Origin of the sequence: Roseomonas sp. E05 (assembly GCF_030063475.1) — a bacterium.
Taxonomy (GTDB): Bacteria; Pseudomonadota; Alphaproteobacteria; order Acetobacterales; family Acetobacteraceae; genus Pseudoroseomonas.
Genome location: NZ_JASIRT010000006.1, coordinates 90,224 through 106,535, shown reverse-complemented (window position 1 = coordinate 106,535; position 16,312 = coordinate 90,224). Strand labels below are relative to the sequence as shown.

Here is a 16,312-nt window from a genome sequence, read left to right as displayed (position 1 = left end):
CCGACAAGGCAGCGTGATGACCGAACTGGCCTTCCACAACAGCGCCACGCGCCGGCGGGAGACGTTTGTCCCGCTCGATCCGCAGCATGTGCGCCTCTATGTGTGCGGCCCGACGGTCTATGACCTCGCGCATCTCGGCAATGCCCGCCCGGTCGTGGTGTTCGACGTGCTGGCGCGCCTGCTGCGCCGGCGCTTCCCGCGCGTCACTTATGTCCGCAACATCACGGACGTGGACGACAAGATCAACGCCCGCTCGCGCGAGAGCGGCGAGCCGATCGCCGCCATCACCGCCCGCACCGCGGCCGACTTCCACCGCGACATGGTGGCGCTCGGCTGCCTGCCGCCGGATGAGGAGCCGCGGGCGACCGAGAATATCGACCGCATGATCACCCTGATCGAGCGGCTGATCGCCAATGGCAACGCCTATGTCGCCGAGGGGCATGTGCTCTTCGCGGTGTCGAGCTACGCCGCCTATGGCGCGCTCTCCGGCCGCTCGCCGGAGGAGATGCTGGCCGGCGCCCGCGTGGAGGTCGCGCCCTACAAGCGCGACCCCGGTGACTTCGTGCTCTGGAAGCCCTCGGAGGCCGACCTGCCGGGTTGGGAGAGCCCCTGGGGCCGCGGCCGGCCGGGCTGGCACATCGAGTGCTCGGCCATGTCCTGGCGCTATCTCGGCACCGATTTCGACATCCATGGCGGCGGGCACGACCTGCTCTTCCCGCACCACGAGAACGAGTTGGCGCAGTCCGTCTGCGCCTTCCCGGGCAGCCGCTTCGCCCGCTACTGGCTGCACAACGGCATGCTGCTGGTGAACGGCGAGAAGATGTCGAAGTCGCTCGGCAACTTCCTGACCGTGCGGGACATCCTGGCCGGCGGACCCTGGGCCGGCGAGGCCTTCCGCCTGCTGCTGCTCAAGACGCACTACCGCGCCGCCCTCGACTACACCGCCGAGCGGCTGGAGGAGGCCAAGGCCGAGCTGGACGACTTCTACGCCCTGCTCGCCCGCGACCTGCCGCAGCCCGAGGCGGACGACCCGCTGGTGGCGGAGATGGCGGAATGGGTGTTGGAGCCGCTGGCGGACGACCTGAACACGCCCCTCGCCCTGACCCGCCTGCGCGACCTGCGCACGCTGGAGAACGTGGCGACGGTGGGTGGCTCGGCGGCCACGGTGCTGGCCCGTGTCGGGCGGAACTGGCAGCCGGAATCCGGCCAGGCGGCGGCGGCGATGCGACAGGCGGCTGGAGTGCTGGGGCTGCTGGGCAGCGATCCGGTCGCCTGGCGCCAGGGCGGCGGCGGCAGCGAGGCGGCCGCCATCGAGGCCGCCATCGCCGCGCGGCTGGCGGCACGGAAGGCGAAGGACTGGGCGGAGGCCGACCGCATCCGCGCCGAGCTGGCGGCGCAGGGCATCGTGCTGGAGGACGGGCCGGACGGCACCACCTGGCGCCGGGCCTGAACACCCCTCCCCTCCTGGCCCGCGCCCTGGCCTCAATGGGCCGGGCGCGCGGCCGGCAGGCGTTCCCGCAGCAGGCGCGCAGCCCGCAGCAGCACGGCGGCAGCGCCCGCGATCCCGACCCACAGCGCCGGGCGCAACCCGAAGCTGACATCCAGGTTCGCCGCCAGCACCGGCCAGGGCGGGATGCCGGTGCCCACGGCGTACCAGCCGGCCTCCAGCAGCGCCGTGCCCAGCGCCGCCGCCACGGCCAGCCCAGCCAGCCTCAGCAGGCCCGGCGCACCGCCCTTCGGCGCCACCGCACGATAGCCCATCAGCCAGAGGAACAGGCCGGCCATCAGCATCGCCTCGGTCACATCGATTTTCGACTGCAGGGCGAAATGCACCAGTGCCAGCACGCCGATGCCGTAGACGATCCGGTGCAGGCGCTGCCAGCGTGGGCCGCCGAGCCGGCGCACCCAGCCATCGGTGGACGTGACGCCCAGCGCCAGCAGCCCGAGCAGCGCCACGAAACCGATCGTCAGATAGAAGCGCAGCACGATCTCGCTGGCCACCTTCGCCAGGTCCCAGCCCAGGTCCAGCGCGTAGAGGGTGAGGTGCAGCAACGCATAGGCCAGCGCCCCCAGGCCCAGCATGCGGCGCACCAGCATCGCGCGGGGCCAGCGCAGCACCTGCCGCAGCGGGGTGATCAGCAGCGACAGCAGCAGGATGCGCACGGCCCAGAGGCCGGCCTGATGGATGGCCTCCATGATCGGGCGTGGGCCGAGCCCGCCCCGGAAGGCCAGCCAGGCCAGCCAGAGCGCCGGCAGGGTGAGTCCCAGCAGCACCGCCAGCTTCAGGGGCGAGAACTGCCCCTGGCGGTCCTGCCAGGGCGGCGGAAAGCGGCGGCGAGGCTGGGCCATCAGGTCTCCGGCACCGGGTGTGGGTCACAGGCATTTGGGGCTGCCACCCCGTCCTGACAGCGGCCTCTTGTGTTACCGAACATCTCCCCGCATGGCCGGCTCTTGCCTTCCCCCGCGGGAAGGTGAGATCTGCCCGTGGGACCCTTGTAGGACCGGAGAACTTGATGACCCGCATGTTTCTGGCGACCGGCGGCCTGCTCGCTGCCCTGCTTCTCGCCAGCCCCGGGCAGGCGCAGCACGCCGGCCATGCCGCCCCCGGCGGCGCGGCGCCTGACTCCCCCGCCACGGCGGAGTATCGGGCGGCGGCCGAGCGGATGCACCGCGGCATGGACGTCCCCTTCACCGGCGACCCGGATCGCGACTTCGCCGCCGGCATGATCGCGCATCACCAGGGCGCCATCGACATGGCGCGCACCCAGCTCCGCTACGGCAAGGACCCGGTGCTGCGGCAGATGGCGGAGGAGATCATCGCCGCCCAGGAGCAGGAGATCGCCGTGCTGCGGACCTATCTGGAGCCGCCGCGGCGGCGCTGAGCGGCCGCCCCCTTCCGTCGGGCGCCTGGGGGCGCTATCGGGGCGGCCCACCAGCCCTTCACCCGTGAGGATGACCCGCCCATGACCGGCCGCGACGGTGGCGCCGACCTGAAGCCATTGCCCGGCGAGAGCCCGATCGTCGTGCTGGTGCGGCCGCAGCTGGCCGAGAATATCGGCACGGCGGCGCGCGCCATGGCGAATGGCGGGCTGTTCCACCTGCGGCTGGTGGCGCCGCGCGACGGCTGGCCGCTGGAGCGCGCCTGGTTCGCCTCTTCCGGCGCCGACCGCATTCTCGACGCCGTGACGGTCCATGCCACGGTGGCCGAAGCCGTCGCCGACTGCCACCGCGTCTTCGCCACCTGCCCCCGGCCGCGCCATGTCATCGCCCCCCTGCGCACGGCCCGCTCCGCCGCCGAGGATCTGGTGGAGATCTGCCGCGGCCGGGCGCTGCGCTGCGCCGTGCTGTTCGGCCCCGAGCGGGCCGGACTGGAGAACGAGGACATGGCGCATGCCGACACCTGGGTGCGCTACCCCCTCAACCCCGACCACATGTCGCTCAACCTCGCCCAGGCGGTGATGATCCTGGCCTATGAGTGGTGGAACGCCGCCGAGGACCGCACGCCGCCGCGCCAACTCGTCACCAACGAGACGCATGTCGCCACCAAGGGCGAGCTGGAGGGCTTCCTCAACCGTCTGGTGGCGGAGCTGGATGCCTCCGGCTTCCTCGACAACCTCGCCAAGCGGCCGGGCATGGTGCGCAACCTGCGCCACTGGTTCCAGCGAGGCGAGGTGACGGAGCAGGAGCTGCGCACCCTGCATGGCGTGGTCACCGAGCTGTCCCGCGGCCGGATGCGGCGCGGCCGGCCGGAGGAGCAGGACCCGGCCCCGCCCTGGAGCGCTGGCTGAGTGCTCCGGCCCCTCAGCCGACCGCCCAGCTCCGGAGTGTGCCGCTCCAGGTCGTGAAGGGGTGCCCGTCCAGGATCCAGTCCACCTCGGCGGCGCAGGGAATCCAGCGCCCCTGGTGCTGGCGATAGTCGGAGAACCGGCCGCGCCAGGGCCGCTCGACGAAGCCCGCTCCCTCCCGGCGCGGGCGGTCCTCCGCCGCGGCCTCGGCGATGCGGCCCAGCGCGTCCAGCCGGAGCGTGACCTCCCCGCGCGCCGGGCCCCGGCCGGCCGCGACCCGCAGGGTCTGACTGTCCAGCGCCCGCCATTCCAGCGCGGCATTCGCCAGGAGGGCGTCAGGCGCCCAGGCGAGCTCGGCCAGGTAGCGCATGATCTCGCCCTTCATCAGCGCCGGGCCATCCGTGGCGCCACCAAGGGGGATGGCGCGCAGGAGCCGCACGTCGAGTCGTCCCCCGCCCTCATCCAGCGCGTCCACAACCGAGACGCAGCCGAAGGGCCCCATCGTCGCGCGCCAGGTGAAGGCAAGCTGCCGCAGGTTGATGCGCTGGCGCGCGGAGAACCGCAGCGGCCGGGCGCCGGGTGCCCCGCGCATCGTGCCGGACTGCGTCAGCGCCACCTCCGCGAGGGACGCGTCGCCGGGGGCGCCGAGGCCCGCCGCAAGGCGGCGCACCGCCTCGGGCAGCGCCGGCCCGACGACGCGGGGCTCAGCGGCGGGCACGGGTTCCATCCGGACCGCCTGTCAGGGGCGGGCGCCAGGCAGCGCCACCCAGCCGGCCATGGCAGCCTCCTCCACCGAAGCGCGCCAGCATCCTTTCCCTGCCTTGGCCCAGCTCCATGAAAAGCTCCTATAAGGCGGCATGACCAAGGAAGCACAAGCCGCCCTGGAGGCGGCACCGCCCCATGAGCGGGGAAACGTCGCCCGGCTTGCCATCGCCCAGGCGCTGGCCGGGGCCAACGCCACCATCGTCTATGCAACCGGCGCGGTGGTTGGCAACTCGCTGGCACCGGACAAGGCGCTCGCCACCCTGCCGATCACCATCTTCGTGGTCGGCATGGCGACCTGCACGCTGCCTGCCGGGGCGCTGGCCCAGCGCTACGGCCGCCGCGCCGCCTTCCTGTTGGGAACGGGCTGCGGCGTTCTCGTCGGGCTGCTGGCCGCGCTGGCGGTGATGGCGGCCTCCTTCTGGCTGTTCTGCCTGGCCACCTTCTTTGGCGGCGCCTATGCCGCTGTCGTGCTGACCTTCCGCTTCGCCGCGGCCGACTGCGTGCTGCCCGCACAGCGCGCGAAGGCGATCTCCGCCGTCATGGCGGGCGGCGTCTTCGCGGGGGTGATCGGGCCGCAGCTCGTCACGCACACCATGGACCTGTGGCCCCCCTACCTCTTCGTGCCGACCTACCTCGCCCAGGCTGCCGTGGCGGTGCTCTGCGCCCTCGTGCTCGCCGGGGTGCGGCTGCCGAAGCCGAAGGCGAGCGAGGCCCGCGAGCGCGGCCGCCCGCTCTCCGAGATCGCCCGCCAGCCGCGCTTCGTCAGCGCCGTCACGGCCGGCGTGATCTCCTACCTCATCATGAACCTCGTCATGACCTCGGCGCCCTTGGCCATGCGGATGTGCGGGCTCTCGCAGGATGACGCGAATCTGGGCCTGCAGTGGCATGTCATCGCCATGTATGGTCCCTCCTTCGTCACCGGCCGCATCATCGCGCGCTTCGGCGCCCCCCGGGTGGTGACCGCCGGCCTGCTGCTGACCGCCTGCGCGGCGGCGGCGGGCCTCACCGGCACCTCGGTCGGCCATTTCTGGCTGACACTGATCTTCCTTGGCCTGGGATGGAACTTCGGCTTCGTCGGCGCCTCGGCCATGGTGGTCGAATGCCACCGCCCGGAGGAGCGCACGAAGGTGCAGAGCCTGAACGACTTCCTGGTCTTCGGCCTGATGGTGGTCGGCTCCTTCGCGTCCGGCGGGCTGCTCAACAGCTATGGCTGGGAGATGGTGTGCTGGGTCTCCCTGCCGCCGCTGCTGGCCGCCGCCGCGACGCTCTGGGCCACCGGCTCCTTCCGGGCACGGCCGGCCATCAGCTGAGCGGCGCGCACAGGGCAGCGGGCGGCCATCGCGGCCGCCCGGGCCGTTCCGGCGGCCTTCAGAAGTGGCTCCAGCCCCCCCGGTCGAGGTGCAGCGGCATTCCCTGCGCGTCCTGCACCGTCACCGCCGCCGCGCCGGGCACGAAGCGCCCGATGCGCGTGACATTCACGCCACAGGCCGCCGCCCGCGCCGCGATATCCGCCGCCGCCACGGCCGGCGCGGCGAAGAGCAGCTCATAGTCGTCGCCGCCGGTGAGCAGCCGGGGCAGCAGCGCCGGGCGGGAGGCCAGCAGCGCCGCGGCGGCCCCGGAAAGCGGCACCGCCGCCGCCTGCAGCCGGGCGCCGCAGCCGGCGGCGCGGCAGAGATGGCCGAGGTCCTGCACCAACCCGTCCGAGACGTCCATCGCGGCCGTGGCCAGCCCGGCGAGCGCCTGCCCGAGCGCCAGGCGCGGGCGCGGCAGCCGGTAGCGCCCGGCCAGGTGCCCCTCGGCGTCGGCGGGCAGCTCGCCCTGCAGCACCGCCAGCCCCAGCGCCCCGTCGCCGATGCTGCCGGAGACCCAGATGTCCTGCCCCGGTGCCGCGCCGGTGCGGCGCAGCGCCGCGCCGGGCGCGACATGGCCGAGGATGGTCAGCGAGAGGGTCACCGGGCCGGGTGTCGAGACGGTGTCGCCGCCCAGCAGGGCGAGGCCGAACTCCGCCTGATCCTCCCGCAGCCCGGCGGCGAAGGCGGCAAGCCAGGCCTCCCCGGTGCCGCGCGGCAGCGCCGTGGTCATCAGGTAGCCGAGCGGCGCCGCCCCCATGGCGGCGAGGTCGGAGAGGTTGGTGCGGAGCAGCTTGCGGCCGATCGTCTCCGGCGGGTCGTCCGGCAGGAAATGCACGCCGGCCACCATGGCATCGGCCGCGAGAACCAGCTCCCGCCCGGGCGGCGGGGCGAGCACGGCGGCGTCGTCGGTGAGGCCGAGCGCGCCGGGACCGGCCAGCGGCCGGAAATGGCGGGCGATCAGGTCGAATTCAGGGGGCAGCGTCACGAGCGCCATCCGCTTCGGCGGCGAGGCCAGGGCGCGGAAGCCACCCCGGCCGGGCCGTCATCGCCGGAACTCGTCCGCGCGCAGGCTGCGTGCCATGGCGTCGAGCACGCCATTGGCGAAGCGCGGCTCGTCGCCGCTGAAGAAGCCATGGGCGATGTCCATGTACTCGTTGATCACCACCCGCGCCGGCGGCTCCGAGCCGGAGGACAGCTCGAAGGCGGCGGCGCGCAGCAGGGCGCGCAGCACCGGATCGATCCGCGCCACCGTCCAGTCCTTCGCCAGATGGCCGGCGATGATGGCGTCCAGGCTCTCGGACTGGCGCGCCACGCCGCGCGCCAACTCGGCGAAAAGCGGCACGTCGGCCAGGGGCACGCGGCCATCCTCGTAGCCGCCGGCATCGGGGCCGATGCGGTGGCGCACGAACTGGTCGATCACCGTCTCGGCGGTCTCGCCGGTCAGCTCGCTCTGGAACAGCGCCTGGATGGCGGCGACACGCGAGCCGGTACGCGGCCGGCCCTGCGTGTCCGGGCGGCGGGGCTTGCCGGAGGTGGCGCTCATCGCTGCCCCCACTTCCGCGCCAAGGCGATCTGGCCGAGTACGGCATGCGCCGCCTCCGCGCCCTTGTTGTGGCGGTCCTCGGCGCTGCGCGCCTCGGCCTGCGCCAGGGTCTCGACCGTCAGCAGGCCGAAGCCGAGCGCCAGGCCGGTTTCGCTGCTGATGTCCATCACGCCCTGGCAGACGGCCTCGCAGATGAACTGGTAGTGGTCGGTCTCGCCCTTCACCACGCAGCCCAGCAGCAGGAAGCCGTCCCAGCCCGGGGCGACCTTCTGCGCCATGCGCAGCGCCGCCGGCAGCTCATAGGCGCCGGCGACCTCCACCACCTCCAGTGCCGCGCCGGCCTCGGCGAGGACGCGCTCGGCACCGCGCCGCATGCCACCGACCACCTCCGCGTAATAGGGCGCCTGGATCAGCAGGATGCGCGGGGGCGGGCCGGGAATGGTGGGAGTGGCGCGCTCGGGCGCGTCGATGGTGCTCATGTGGCCCCTTCCTCGATCGGTCGTGTCTCGGCCACGGTCAGGCCATAGCCCTCGAGGCCGACAATGGCCTTGGGGTGGTTGGTCAGCAGGATCATCTCGTGCACGCCGAGATCCGTCAGGATCTGCGCGCCGATGCCGTAGTCGCGCAGCTCGGGCCGGACCGGGAGCTGGCGGCCGTCGCGCACCCGCTCCGACAGGGCCGTGGGGCTGACCTCGCGGATCAGCACCACCACGCCCCGGCCGGCCTCGCCGATCTCCCGCATCGCGGCCTGCAGCTCGTGCGGCCCCTGCGGGCCGACGATGTCGGTGAACAGGTTGACCGCGTGCATCCGCACCAGCGCCGGGCCGCCGCGCGTGACGTCACCCTTCACCAGCGCGATATGCTCGCCGTATTCCAGCGCGTTCGCATAGACGACGATGCGCCATTCGCCGCCGGGGGCGTCGGGCAGCTGTCCTTCCTGGACACGGCGGACCAGCCGCTCGGTGCGGCGGCGATGGGCGATCAGGTCGGCGATGGTGCCGAGCTTCAGCCCGTGGTGCTGGGCGAAGGCCACCAGGTCCGGCATGCGGGCCATGGTGCCATCCTCGTTCATGATCTCGCAGATCACGCCGGCCGGGTTCAGCCCGGCGAGGCGGGCGAGGTCCACCACCGCCTCGGTATGGCCGGCGCGCACCAGCGTGCCGCCCTCGCGCGCCACCAGCGGGAAGACATGGCCGGGCGTCACGATCTCGTCGCGCCCGACCTCGGGGTTGATGGCAACCGCCACGGTGCGGGCGCGGTCGGCGGCGGAAATGCCGGTCGTCACGCCGTCGCGCGCCTCGATCGAGACGGTGAAGGCGGTCTGGTGGCGGGTGCCGTTGCTCTGCGCCATCAGCGGCAGGCCGAGCTGCTCGACACGCGCCTTGGTCATCGCCAGGCAGATCAGGCCGCGCGCGTGGCGGGCCATGAAGTTGATGACATCCGGCGTGGCGAACTGCGCGGGGATGACGAGGTCGCCCTCATTCTCGCGGTCCTCGTCATCCACCAGGATGAACATGCGCCCGCGGCGCGCCTCCTCAAGCAACTCCTCCGTCGGGCTCAGGAACTCGGCGAAGGAGATGCGGCTCGTCAGGACGGTCATGCGGTGAGATCCCTGGCGTTGAACTGACGCAGCCGTGCGACGTAGCGTGCCAGCATGTCGATTTCGACATTCACCTGCTGGCCGGGCCGCAGCTCGCCCAAGGTGGTGACGGCTGCGGTATGGGGGATCAGGTTGACCCCGAAGCTGGCGCCCTCGACCTCGTTCACCGTCAGCGAGACGCCCTCGATGGTGATCGAGCCTTTCGGCGCAACGAAGGGCGCGAGGCCTATCGGAAGCTGGAACAGCATGCGCAGCGAGCCGTTCTCCGGCGTCGCGGACAGCACCTCGGCGACGCCGTCCACATGGCCCGAGACGACATGCCCGCCCATCTCGTCGCCCATGCGCAGCGCGCGCTCCAGGTTGATGCGGCTGCCCTCGCGCCAGCGGCCGAGCGTGGTCTTGGAAAGGGTCTCGCCCGAGACCTCGACCGTGAAGCGGTTGGCCGCCAGCGTGATCACGGTCAGGCAGCAGCCGGAACAGGCGATGGAGGCACCGATGGCGGCGCCTTCCAGCCAGCCCTCGGGCGCCTCGATGGCCAGGCGCATGTCGTGCCCTTCCCCGATGGGCTCGATGGCAGCGACGATGCCGGTGGCGGTAATGATGCCGGTGAACATTCAGGCAGCCCCAGATCCCTCGGTGACGGTTCCCTCGGTGACGAACTCGCTGAGCAGGTCCGGCCCCAGCGGCGCCAGGCCGACACGGCGATATCTGGGCATGGCAGCGAGAACCTCCAACGGCAGGGCATCGGCGGCGGGCCGCCCGTCGGCTCCCATCACCGCCGGAGCATGGAACCAGGCGAGCCGGTCCACCAGCCCGGCGCGCAGCAGCCCGGCCGCCAGGGCTGCGCCGCCTTCCGCCAGCACGCGGGTCAGGCCGCGCGCCGCCAGCGCCCGCAGCAGTGCGGCAATGTCGAGGCCCGGCCCCTCCGCCGCCTCCGGCACCTCGATGATCTCGGCGCCAGCGGCGCGCAGCGCCTCGCGTGGCGCATCCGGATGGCCGGCGCGGGTGGCGATCCAGACCGGGCCCGGCCCCTGGAACATCCGGGCCGTGGGCAGCACGCGCAGCCGCGCATCGGCCACCACGCGCACGGTGGGCACCGGCGCGAAGCCGGGGATGCGGCAGGAAAGGTCCGGATCGTCGGCCAGCGCAGTGCCGCTGCCGACCAGCACGGCGTCATGCCGGCCGCGCAGCGCATGGGCCGCGCGGCGCGCAGCCGGGCCGGTGATCCACTGGCTTTCGCCGGTGCGGGTGGCGATGCGGCCGTCCAGCGTGGTGGCGAGCTTCAGCGTCACCAGCGGGCGACCTTCCTCCAGGCGCATGATGAAGCCGGCGTTCAGCGCCCGCGCCTCCGCCTCCAGCACACCGACCGCCACCGTCACGCCGGCGGCCTGCAGGCGCTCCAGCCCGGCGCCGTCCACACGCGGGTCCGGGTCGCGCAGCGCCACCACCACGCGCGCCACCCCGGCGGCGATCAGCGCATCCGTGCAGGGGGGCGTGCGGCCCCAGTGGCAGCAGGGTTCCAGGGTGACATAAGCGGTGGCGCCCTGTGCGGCGGCGCCGGCGCGCTTCAGCGCCTCGGTCTCGGCATGGGGGCGGCCGCCCGGTGCGGTCCAGCCGCGCCCGACCACCGCGCCCTCCTTGACGATGACACAGCCAACCGAGGGATTCGGCCAGGTATTGCCCAGCCCGCGCGCGGCCAGCGCCAGCGCGGCGCGCATATGCGCCGCGTCCTGGGCCGGGTCGGGGGGGATGGGCGCTCCGCTCATGCCGCGGCGCTGACCGGAGCCGGCAGCGGCTTGGCGAGCATGCAATGCGGCAGTTGCACGCGCAGCACCGGCTCGCTCCGCTGGCCCGCAGCCAGCATCGCATAGCCACGGCGACGGAACAGGCCGAGGGCGCGCAGATTGCCGCCCGGCACCCGCAGGCGCAGCACCGCCGCACCCTCGGCGGCGAGCAGCGCCTCCATCGCCTCCAGCAGGGCGGAGCCGATGCCCTGGCCGGCGGCCTGCGGCGCCACCCAAAGGCCGGTCAGGCGGGCGGTGCCGTTCTCGATGGCGGGCTCGGCGAGGATGCAGCCCAGCGGACGGCCCTCGTCGTCCTCGGCCAGCAGCAGCGGACCGCCGGCCGCGAAGAGGGCGCGGAAGCGCGCGGCATCGGCCCCGGCCCGAAGGCCGGCCGGCACCAGCGCCACCGCCCCCTGGGCAAAGGCTTCCGCGGAGAGCGCGGCCAGGGCGGCATGGTCGGCCGCGCGGGCCGCCCGCAGCGGCACACTGCCGGGGAAGGAGATGACGGACATGCCCCCGACGGCCAGCGCCGCGGGATGGAAGAGCTTGACCACGATGCGTTCAGCCGTTGTCGTTTGGATCCAGCGAGCCAAGAAAGGCCTGGAAGTCCTTGGCTTCGCCGAAGTTTCGATAGACCGAGGCGAAGCGCACATAGGCCACCTGGTCGAGTTCCTTGAGCGTCTCCATCACCATCTCGCCGATGGTGCGGCTGCTGATCTCGCTTTCGCCCTCGGCCTCCAGCCGGCGCTGGATGCCGTTGACGATGCGCTCCACCCGGTCCTCGTCCACCGGCCGCTTGCGCAGCGCGATGCGGATGGAGCGGGCGAGCTTGTCCCGGTCGAAGGCGACGCGGCGCTGATCGGCCTTCACCACCGTCAGCTCGCGCAGCGTGACGCGCTCGAAGGTGGTGAAGCGGGCGCCACAGGAGGGGCAGGAACGCCGGCGCCGGATCGCCGCCCCGTCATCGGCGGGGCGGCTGTCCTTCACCTGCGTGTCCTCACTGCCGCAGAAGGGACAGCGCATCGCCTTCAGCCCTCCTGCCCGGCCGCCTCAGGCGCGATAGATCGGGAAACGGTTGCAGAGCTCCAGCACCCGGGCGCCGACTTCCTTCTCCACCGCCGCGTTCCCCTCGGGGTCGTTGGCACGGGAGAGGCCGGTCAGTACCTGACCGATCATGCGGCCGATCGCGCGGAACTCCGCCTCGCCCAGGCCGCGCGTGGTGCCGGCCGGCGTGCCCAGGCGGATGCCGGAGGTGACGGCGGGCTTGGCGGGGTCGAAGGGGATGGCGTTCTTGTTGCAGGTCAGGTGGGCGCGACCCAGCGCGGCCTCGGCGGCCTTGCCGCTCAGGTTCATCGGGCGGAGGTCCACCAGCATCAGGTGGTTGTCGGTGCCGCCGGTGACGATGCCGGCGCCCTGGGCCTGCAGCTCCGCCGCCAGCGCCTTGGCATTCGCCACCACGGCCTGGGCATAGGCGCGGAACTCGGGGCGCAGCGCCTCGCCGAAGGCGACCGCCTTGCCGGCGATCACATGCATCAGCGGACCGCCCTGCAGGCCGGGGAAGACGGCGCTGTTGAACTTCTTGGCCAGCGCCTCGTCATTGGTCAGGATCATGCCGCCGCGCGGGCCGCGCAGCGTCTTGTGCGTGGTGGTGGTGACGACATGCGCGTGCGGGAACGGGCTGTCATGCGCGCCGCCCGCCACGAGGCCGGCGAAATGCGCCATGTCCACCATGAAATGAGCACCCACCTCGTCGGCGATCTGGCGGAAGCGGGCGAAGTCCCAGGCGCGGGAATAGGCCGAGCCACCGGCGACGATCAGCTTGGGGCGGCTCTCCCGCGCGATGCGGGCCACCTCCTCCATGTCGATGGTGCCGGTCTCGCGGCCCACCGTGTAGGGCGCCACCTTGAACCACTTGCCGGACATGTTGACGGCGGAGCCATGGGTCAGGTGCCCGCCGGCGGCGAGGTCGAGGCCCATGAAGGTGTCGCCCGGCTGCATCAGGGCGAAGAACACGGCCTGATTGGCCTGGGCGCCGGAATGCGGCTGCACATTGGCGAAGGCGCAGCCGAAGAGCTGCTTGGCGCGCTCGATGGCCAGCGTCTCGATCTCGTCCACGAACTCGCAGCCGCCGTAGTAGCGGCGGCCGGGCAGGCCCTCGGCATACTTGTTGGTCAGCACCGAGCCCTGCGCCTCCAGCACCGCGCGGGAGACGATATTCTCCGAGGCGATCAGCTCGATGCCGTCCTGCTGGCGGGTCAGCTCACGGCCGATCAGGGCCGCGATGTCCGGGTCGGCCTCACTCAGCGGCGCGGCGAAGAAGCGGCCGGTGCCATTCGCGGGGGACAGCTCGTTCATGGGTTCAGGCCTCCTGCGGCCGCGCGCCGGGTGTCAGCTTGGCGATGCGGCGATCATGCCGGCCGCCCTCATAGGGCGTGGTGAGGAAAGCGGAAAGCGCATCGAGCACAACTTCCGGTCCCATGGTGCGGGCGCCGAAGCAGGCGACGTTGGCATCATTGTGGGCGCGGGTCAGACGCGCCTCGGTGGTGTTGTGCACCACCACCGCGCGGATGGCCGGGTGGCGGTTGGCCGCCATCGCCATGCCGATGCCCGTGCCGCAGACCAGCACGGCGAACTTCGCCTTGCCCGTGGTGATGGCCTCGGACACGGGATGGGCGAAGTCGGCATAGTCGCAGCTCGCCGCGCCATGGGTACCGAAGTCCAGCACCGGATGCCCGGCCGCCTCCAGCGCAGCGCGCAGGCTGTCCTTCAGGGCAACGCCGGCATGGTCGGCGCCAAGGGCGATGGGGGTGCTGGCCGGATTCATGGCGCCTCCGTTACCACGCCTTGTTGATCGGGGAAACTCGCCCCCCCACAGCTTGCGCGCAACCCGGGCATGTGCGGGAACCCCGGCTTCGTTCCTCCGCACCTCTTGAAGCCGAGGCCATCCTCCCCCCCTTCCCGCTGCGCGCAGCGTTTGCCCGGCGCGTGGCAGCATGGCACCACCCTTCCAGAAGCACGAGGAAACCATGGCCAGCAACAGCTACACCCATCCCGAGACCATTGCCCTGCATGCCGGCTGGCGCGCGGACCCGACGACCGGCTCGGTGGCGGTGCCGATCCACCAGACCACCAGCTACCAGTTCCAGGACACCGGCCACGCCGCGCGGCTCTTCGCGCTGGAGGAGCTGGGCAACATCTACACCCGCATCATGAACCCGACCGTGGACGTGCTGGAGAAGCGCATCGCGGCGCTGGAGGGCGGGGTGGCGGCGCTGGGGGTCGGCTCGGGCCAGGCGGCCAGCACCTTCTGCGTGATGAATCTCTGCGCGGCGGGGGACAACATCGTCTCCTCGACCGCGGTCTATGGCGGTACCTGGAACCTCTTTGCCAATACACTCAAGCAGTTCGGCATCGAAGTTCGCTTCGTGGATCCGGCTGATCCGGAGGCCTTCGCCCGCGCCTCGGACGATCGCACCCGCGCCTGGTATGCCGAGACCCTGCCGAACCCGGCGCTGGAGGTCTTCCCGATCGCCGAGGTGGCGGCGCTCGGGCGCAAGCTGGGCATCCCGCTGATCATGGACAACACCGCGGCGCCGGTGCTCTGCCGGCCGCTGCAGCACGGCGCGGCCATCGTCATGCACTCCACGACCAAGTGGATCGGCGGCCACGGCACCAGCATCGGCGGCATCGTGGTGGATGGCGGCAATTTCGACTGGGCCGCGCATGCCGGCCGTTTCCCGACGCTGAACCAGCCCGACCCCTCCTATCACGGCGCGGTCTGGACCGAGGCCGCCAGGCCGCTCGGCCCCATCGCCTACATCCTGCGGATGCGGACCTGCCTGCTGCGCGACATCGGCGCCGCGATGAGCCCGATGAGCGCCTTCCTCTTCCTGCAGGGCCTGGAGACCCTGCCGCTGCGGATGGAGCGGCAATGCGCCAATGCGCTGCGCGTCGCCGCCTATCTCTCCGGACATCCGGCGGTGACCCGGGTGATCCACCCTTCCGTCGCGCAGGGCGAGGCGCGGCGCCGGGCGGAGGCGCATCTCAAGGGCGGCCTTGGCAGCCTGCTGGGCTTCGAGCTGAAGGGCGGCATTGACGCCGGGCGGCGCTTCATCGAGGCGCTGCAGCTCTTCTACCACGTCGCCAATATCGGCGACGCGCGCAGCCTGGCGATCCATCCCGGCACCACGACCCACAGCCAGCTTTCGCCCGAGGAGCAGCTGGCGGCGGGCGTCACGCCGGGCTATGTCCGCCTCTCCATCGGCATCGAGCATATCGACGACATCCTGGCCGACCTCGACCAGGCGCTGGTCGCCGCAGGAGAGACTGCATGACCGCTCCCGCCCCGGCCGCCTTCCACGGCGCCTTCCCCGCCATCCGCCCCCGCCGCAACCGCTACGACGCCTGGACGCGGCGGCTGGTGGCGGAGAACCGCCTCTCGGTGGACGACCTGATCTGGCCGATCTTCGTCATGGAGGGGCGCGGGACCGTCACCGAGGTCGGCTCCATGCCGGGCGTGCAGCGCGTGACGCTGGACCGGCTGGAGGCGCATGTCGCCCCGGCGGCGGAGCTGGGCATCCCTGCCCTGGCGCTCTTCCCCGTGACGCCGGCGGAGAAGAAGGATGCCGAGGGCACCGAGGCGCGCAATCCGGAGAACCTGATGTGCCGGGCCTCCCGGCTGCTGAAGGAGAAGTTCCCGCATCTCGGCCTGATCGGGGACGTGGCGCTCGACCCCTATACCGACCACGGCCATGACGGCGTGATCCGCGACGGCTACGTGGACAACGACGAGTCCCTGGAGATCCTGGCCGCCCAGGCGGTGGTGCAGGCCGAGGCGGGCATCGACGTCATCGCCCCCTCCGACATGATGGACGGCCGCGTCGCCGCCATCCGCGCGGCGCTGGACGGCAAGGGGCTGATCCATACCCGCATCATGTCCTATGCCGCCAAATATGCCTCGGCCTTCTACGGTCCGTTCCGCGACGCGGTCGGTTCCGGCGGGGCGTTGAAGGGCGACAAGAAGACCTACCAGATGGACCCCGCCAATTCCGACGAGGCCCTGCGCGAGGTGGCGCTGGACCTCTCCGAGGGCGCGGACATGGTGATGGTGAAGCCGGGGATGCCCTATCTCGACATCATCCAGCGGGTGAAGGAGCGCTTCGCGGTGCCGACCTTCGCCTATCAGGTGAGCGGCGAATACGCGATGATCATGGCGGCGGTGCGCAACGGCTGGCTGGACCATGAGAAGGCCATGCTGGAGAGCCTGCTGGCCTTCAAGCGGGCCGGTGCCAGCGGCGTGCTGACCTATTTCGCCATCGAGGCTGCGCAGCGGCTGCGGGCAGGCTGAAGGCTTCTTTCCTGCTGGACGGAGGAGCAGGAATATCCTCCAACAGACTGTTTTTTCAGCTTACTAAGGCCGACAGACAGAAAAAAGATGGGGGCTTGGGGGAATTCTTTCCCCCAAGCTTTTTTGTTTCTTCCAG

18 protein-coding genes are annotated in these 16,312 nt (G+C 71.9%); 6 read left to right on the top strand and 12 right to left on the bottom strand.

The window, feature by feature from the left end:
• The first annotated feature begins 16 nt into the window (after positions 1–16).
• Positions 17–1,450 carry a cysteine--tRNA ligase gene (gene cysS, locus QMO56_RS08790; protein WP_283524987.1) on the top strand — a complete coding sequence of 478 codons (1,434 nt, stop codon included), beginning with the start codon at positions 17–19 and terminating at the stop codon, positions 1,448–1,450.
• A 32-nt stretch (positions 1,451–1,482) separates the two neighbouring features.
• Here the strand turns inward: cysS and QMO56_RS08785 are convergent, their stop codons facing one another.
• Positions 1,483–2,349, bottom strand: a complete 867-nt coding sequence (locus QMO56_RS08785) for a sulfite oxidase heme-binding subunit YedZ (RefSeq protein ID WP_283524986.1) — start codon at positions 2,347–2,349, stop codon at positions 1,483–1,485.
• A gap of 164 nt (positions 2,350–2,513) precedes the next feature.
• Here QMO56_RS08785 and QMO56_RS08780 point away from each other — a divergent pair, with 164 nt between their 5' ends.
• Both QMO56_RS08780 and QMO56_RS08775 read left to right on the top strand, forming a co-directional pair.
• Complete coding sequence (locus QMO56_RS08780; protein WP_349362348.1) at positions 2,514–2,882, top strand: DUF305 domain-containing protein; 369 nt, start codon at positions 2,514–2,516, stop codon at positions 2,880–2,882.
• 81 nt (positions 2,883–2,963) lie between these two features.
• A complete protein-coding gene (locus QMO56_RS08775; protein ID WP_283524985.1) occupies positions 2,964–3,788 on the top strand; it encodes an RNA methyltransferase in 825 nt (274 codons plus the stop codon).
• A gap of 13 nt (positions 3,789–3,801) precedes the next feature.
• On the opposite strand, the gene QMO56_RS08770 is transcribed toward QMO56_RS08775, so the two are convergent.
• The gene (locus QMO56_RS08770) at positions 3,802–4,503 is read right to left on the bottom strand and encodes a DUF6544 family protein (RefSeq protein ID WP_283524983.1); all 702 of its coding nucleotides are present in this window, start codon (positions 4,501–4,503) and stop codon (positions 3,802–3,804) included.
• A 139-nt stretch (positions 4,504–4,642) separates the two neighbouring features.
• Between QMO56_RS08770 and QMO56_RS08765 the strand changes: the two genes are divergently transcribed.
• Positions 4,643–5,860, top strand: a complete 1,218-nt coding sequence (locus QMO56_RS08765) for an MFS transporter (protein ID WP_283524982.1) — start codon at positions 4,643–4,645, stop codon at positions 5,858–5,860.
• 58 nt (positions 5,861–5,918) lie between these two features.
• Here QMO56_RS08765 and thiL read toward each other — a convergent pair whose 3' ends face one another.
• Genes thiL through rpiB form a run of 10 tightly spaced genes read right to left on the bottom strand, consistent with a single transcriptional unit; the run spans position 5,919 to position 13,653 of the window.
• The gene (gene thiL / locus QMO56_RS08760) at positions 5,919–6,896 is read right to left on the bottom strand and encodes a thiamine-phosphate kinase (RefSeq protein WP_283524980.1); all 978 of its coding nucleotides are present in this window, start codon (positions 6,894–6,896) and stop codon (positions 5,919–5,921) included.
• Positions 6,897–6,944: 48 nt separating this feature from the next.
• The gene (nusB, locus tag QMO56_RS08755) at positions 6,945–7,445 is read right to left on the bottom strand and encodes a transcription antitermination factor NusB (RefSeq protein WP_283524978.1); all 501 of its coding nucleotides are present in this window, start codon (positions 7,443–7,445) and stop codon (positions 6,945–6,947) included.
• The gene (gene ribH, locus QMO56_RS08750; RefSeq protein WP_283524976.1) at positions 7,442–7,924 is read right to left on the bottom strand and encodes a 6,7-dimethyl-8-ribityllumazine synthase; all 483 of its coding nucleotides are present in this window, start codon (positions 7,922–7,924) and stop codon (positions 7,442–7,444) included. The genes nusB and ribH overlap by 4 nt, the downstream gene beginning before the upstream one ends.
• On the bottom strand, positions 7,921–9,045 hold the full coding sequence (gene ribB / locus QMO56_RS08745; protein WP_283524975.1) for a 3,4-dihydroxy-2-butanone-4-phosphate synthase: 1,125 nt from the start codon (positions 9,043–9,045) through the stop codon (positions 7,921–7,923). The genes ribH and ribB overlap by 4 nt, the downstream gene beginning before the upstream one ends.
• Positions 9,042–9,659 carry a riboflavin synthase gene (locus tag QMO56_RS08740; RefSeq protein ID WP_283524974.1) on the bottom strand — a complete coding sequence of 206 codons (618 nt, stop codon included), beginning with the start codon at positions 9,657–9,659 and terminating at the stop codon, positions 9,042–9,044. The genes ribB and QMO56_RS08740 overlap by 4 nt, the downstream gene beginning before the upstream one ends.
• On the bottom strand, positions 9,660–10,811 hold the full coding sequence (gene ribD / locus QMO56_RS08735; RefSeq protein WP_283524973.1) for a bifunctional diaminohydroxyphosphoribosylaminopyrimidine deaminase/5-amino-6-(5-phosphoribosylamino)uracil reductase RibD: 1,152 nt from the start codon (positions 10,809–10,811) through the stop codon (positions 9,660–9,662).
• Entirely contained in the window at positions 10,808–11,383 is a 576-nt protein-coding gene (locus QMO56_RS08730) for an N-acetyltransferase (RefSeq protein ID WP_283524971.1), read from the bottom strand. The genes ribD and QMO56_RS08730 overlap by 4 nt, the downstream gene beginning before the upstream one ends.
• 7 nt (positions 11,384–11,390) lie before the next feature.
• Positions 11,391–11,852 carry a transcriptional regulator NrdR gene (gene nrdR / locus QMO56_RS08725; protein ID WP_283524970.1) on the bottom strand — a complete coding sequence of 154 codons (462 nt, stop codon included), beginning with the start codon at positions 11,850–11,852 and terminating at the stop codon, positions 11,391–11,393.
• A 27-nt stretch (positions 11,853–11,879) separates the two neighbouring features.
• On the bottom strand, positions 11,880–13,184 hold the full coding sequence (glyA, locus tag QMO56_RS08720; RefSeq protein WP_283524968.1) for a serine hydroxymethyltransferase: 1,305 nt from the start codon (positions 13,182–13,184) through the stop codon (positions 11,880–11,882).
• 4 nt (positions 13,185–13,188) lie between these two features.
• Positions 13,189–13,653: a ribose 5-phosphate isomerase B gene (gene rpiB / locus QMO56_RS08715; protein WP_283524967.1), complete on the bottom strand. Its 465-nt coding sequence runs from the start codon at positions 13,651–13,653 to the stop codon at positions 13,189–13,191.
• A gap of 169 nt (positions 13,654–13,822) precedes the next feature.
• Here rpiB and QMO56_RS08710 point away from each other — a divergent pair, with 169 nt between their 5' ends.
• Both QMO56_RS08710 and hemB read left to right on the top strand, forming a co-directional pair.
• Positions 13,823–15,163 carry an O-acetylhomoserine aminocarboxypropyltransferase/cysteine synthase family protein gene (locus tag QMO56_RS08710; RefSeq protein ID WP_283524966.1) on the top strand — a complete coding sequence of 447 codons (1,341 nt, stop codon included), beginning with the start codon at positions 13,823–13,825 and terminating at the stop codon, positions 15,161–15,163.
• Positions 15,160–16,176 carry a porphobilinogen synthase gene (hemB, locus tag QMO56_RS08705; RefSeq protein ID WP_283524964.1) on the top strand — a complete coding sequence of 339 codons (1,017 nt, stop codon included), beginning with the start codon at positions 15,160–15,162 and terminating at the stop codon, positions 16,174–16,176. Before QMO56_RS08710 ends, hemB begins: the two co-directional genes overlap by 4 nt.
• The last annotated feature ends 136 nt before the right edge of the window (positions 16,177–16,312 follow it).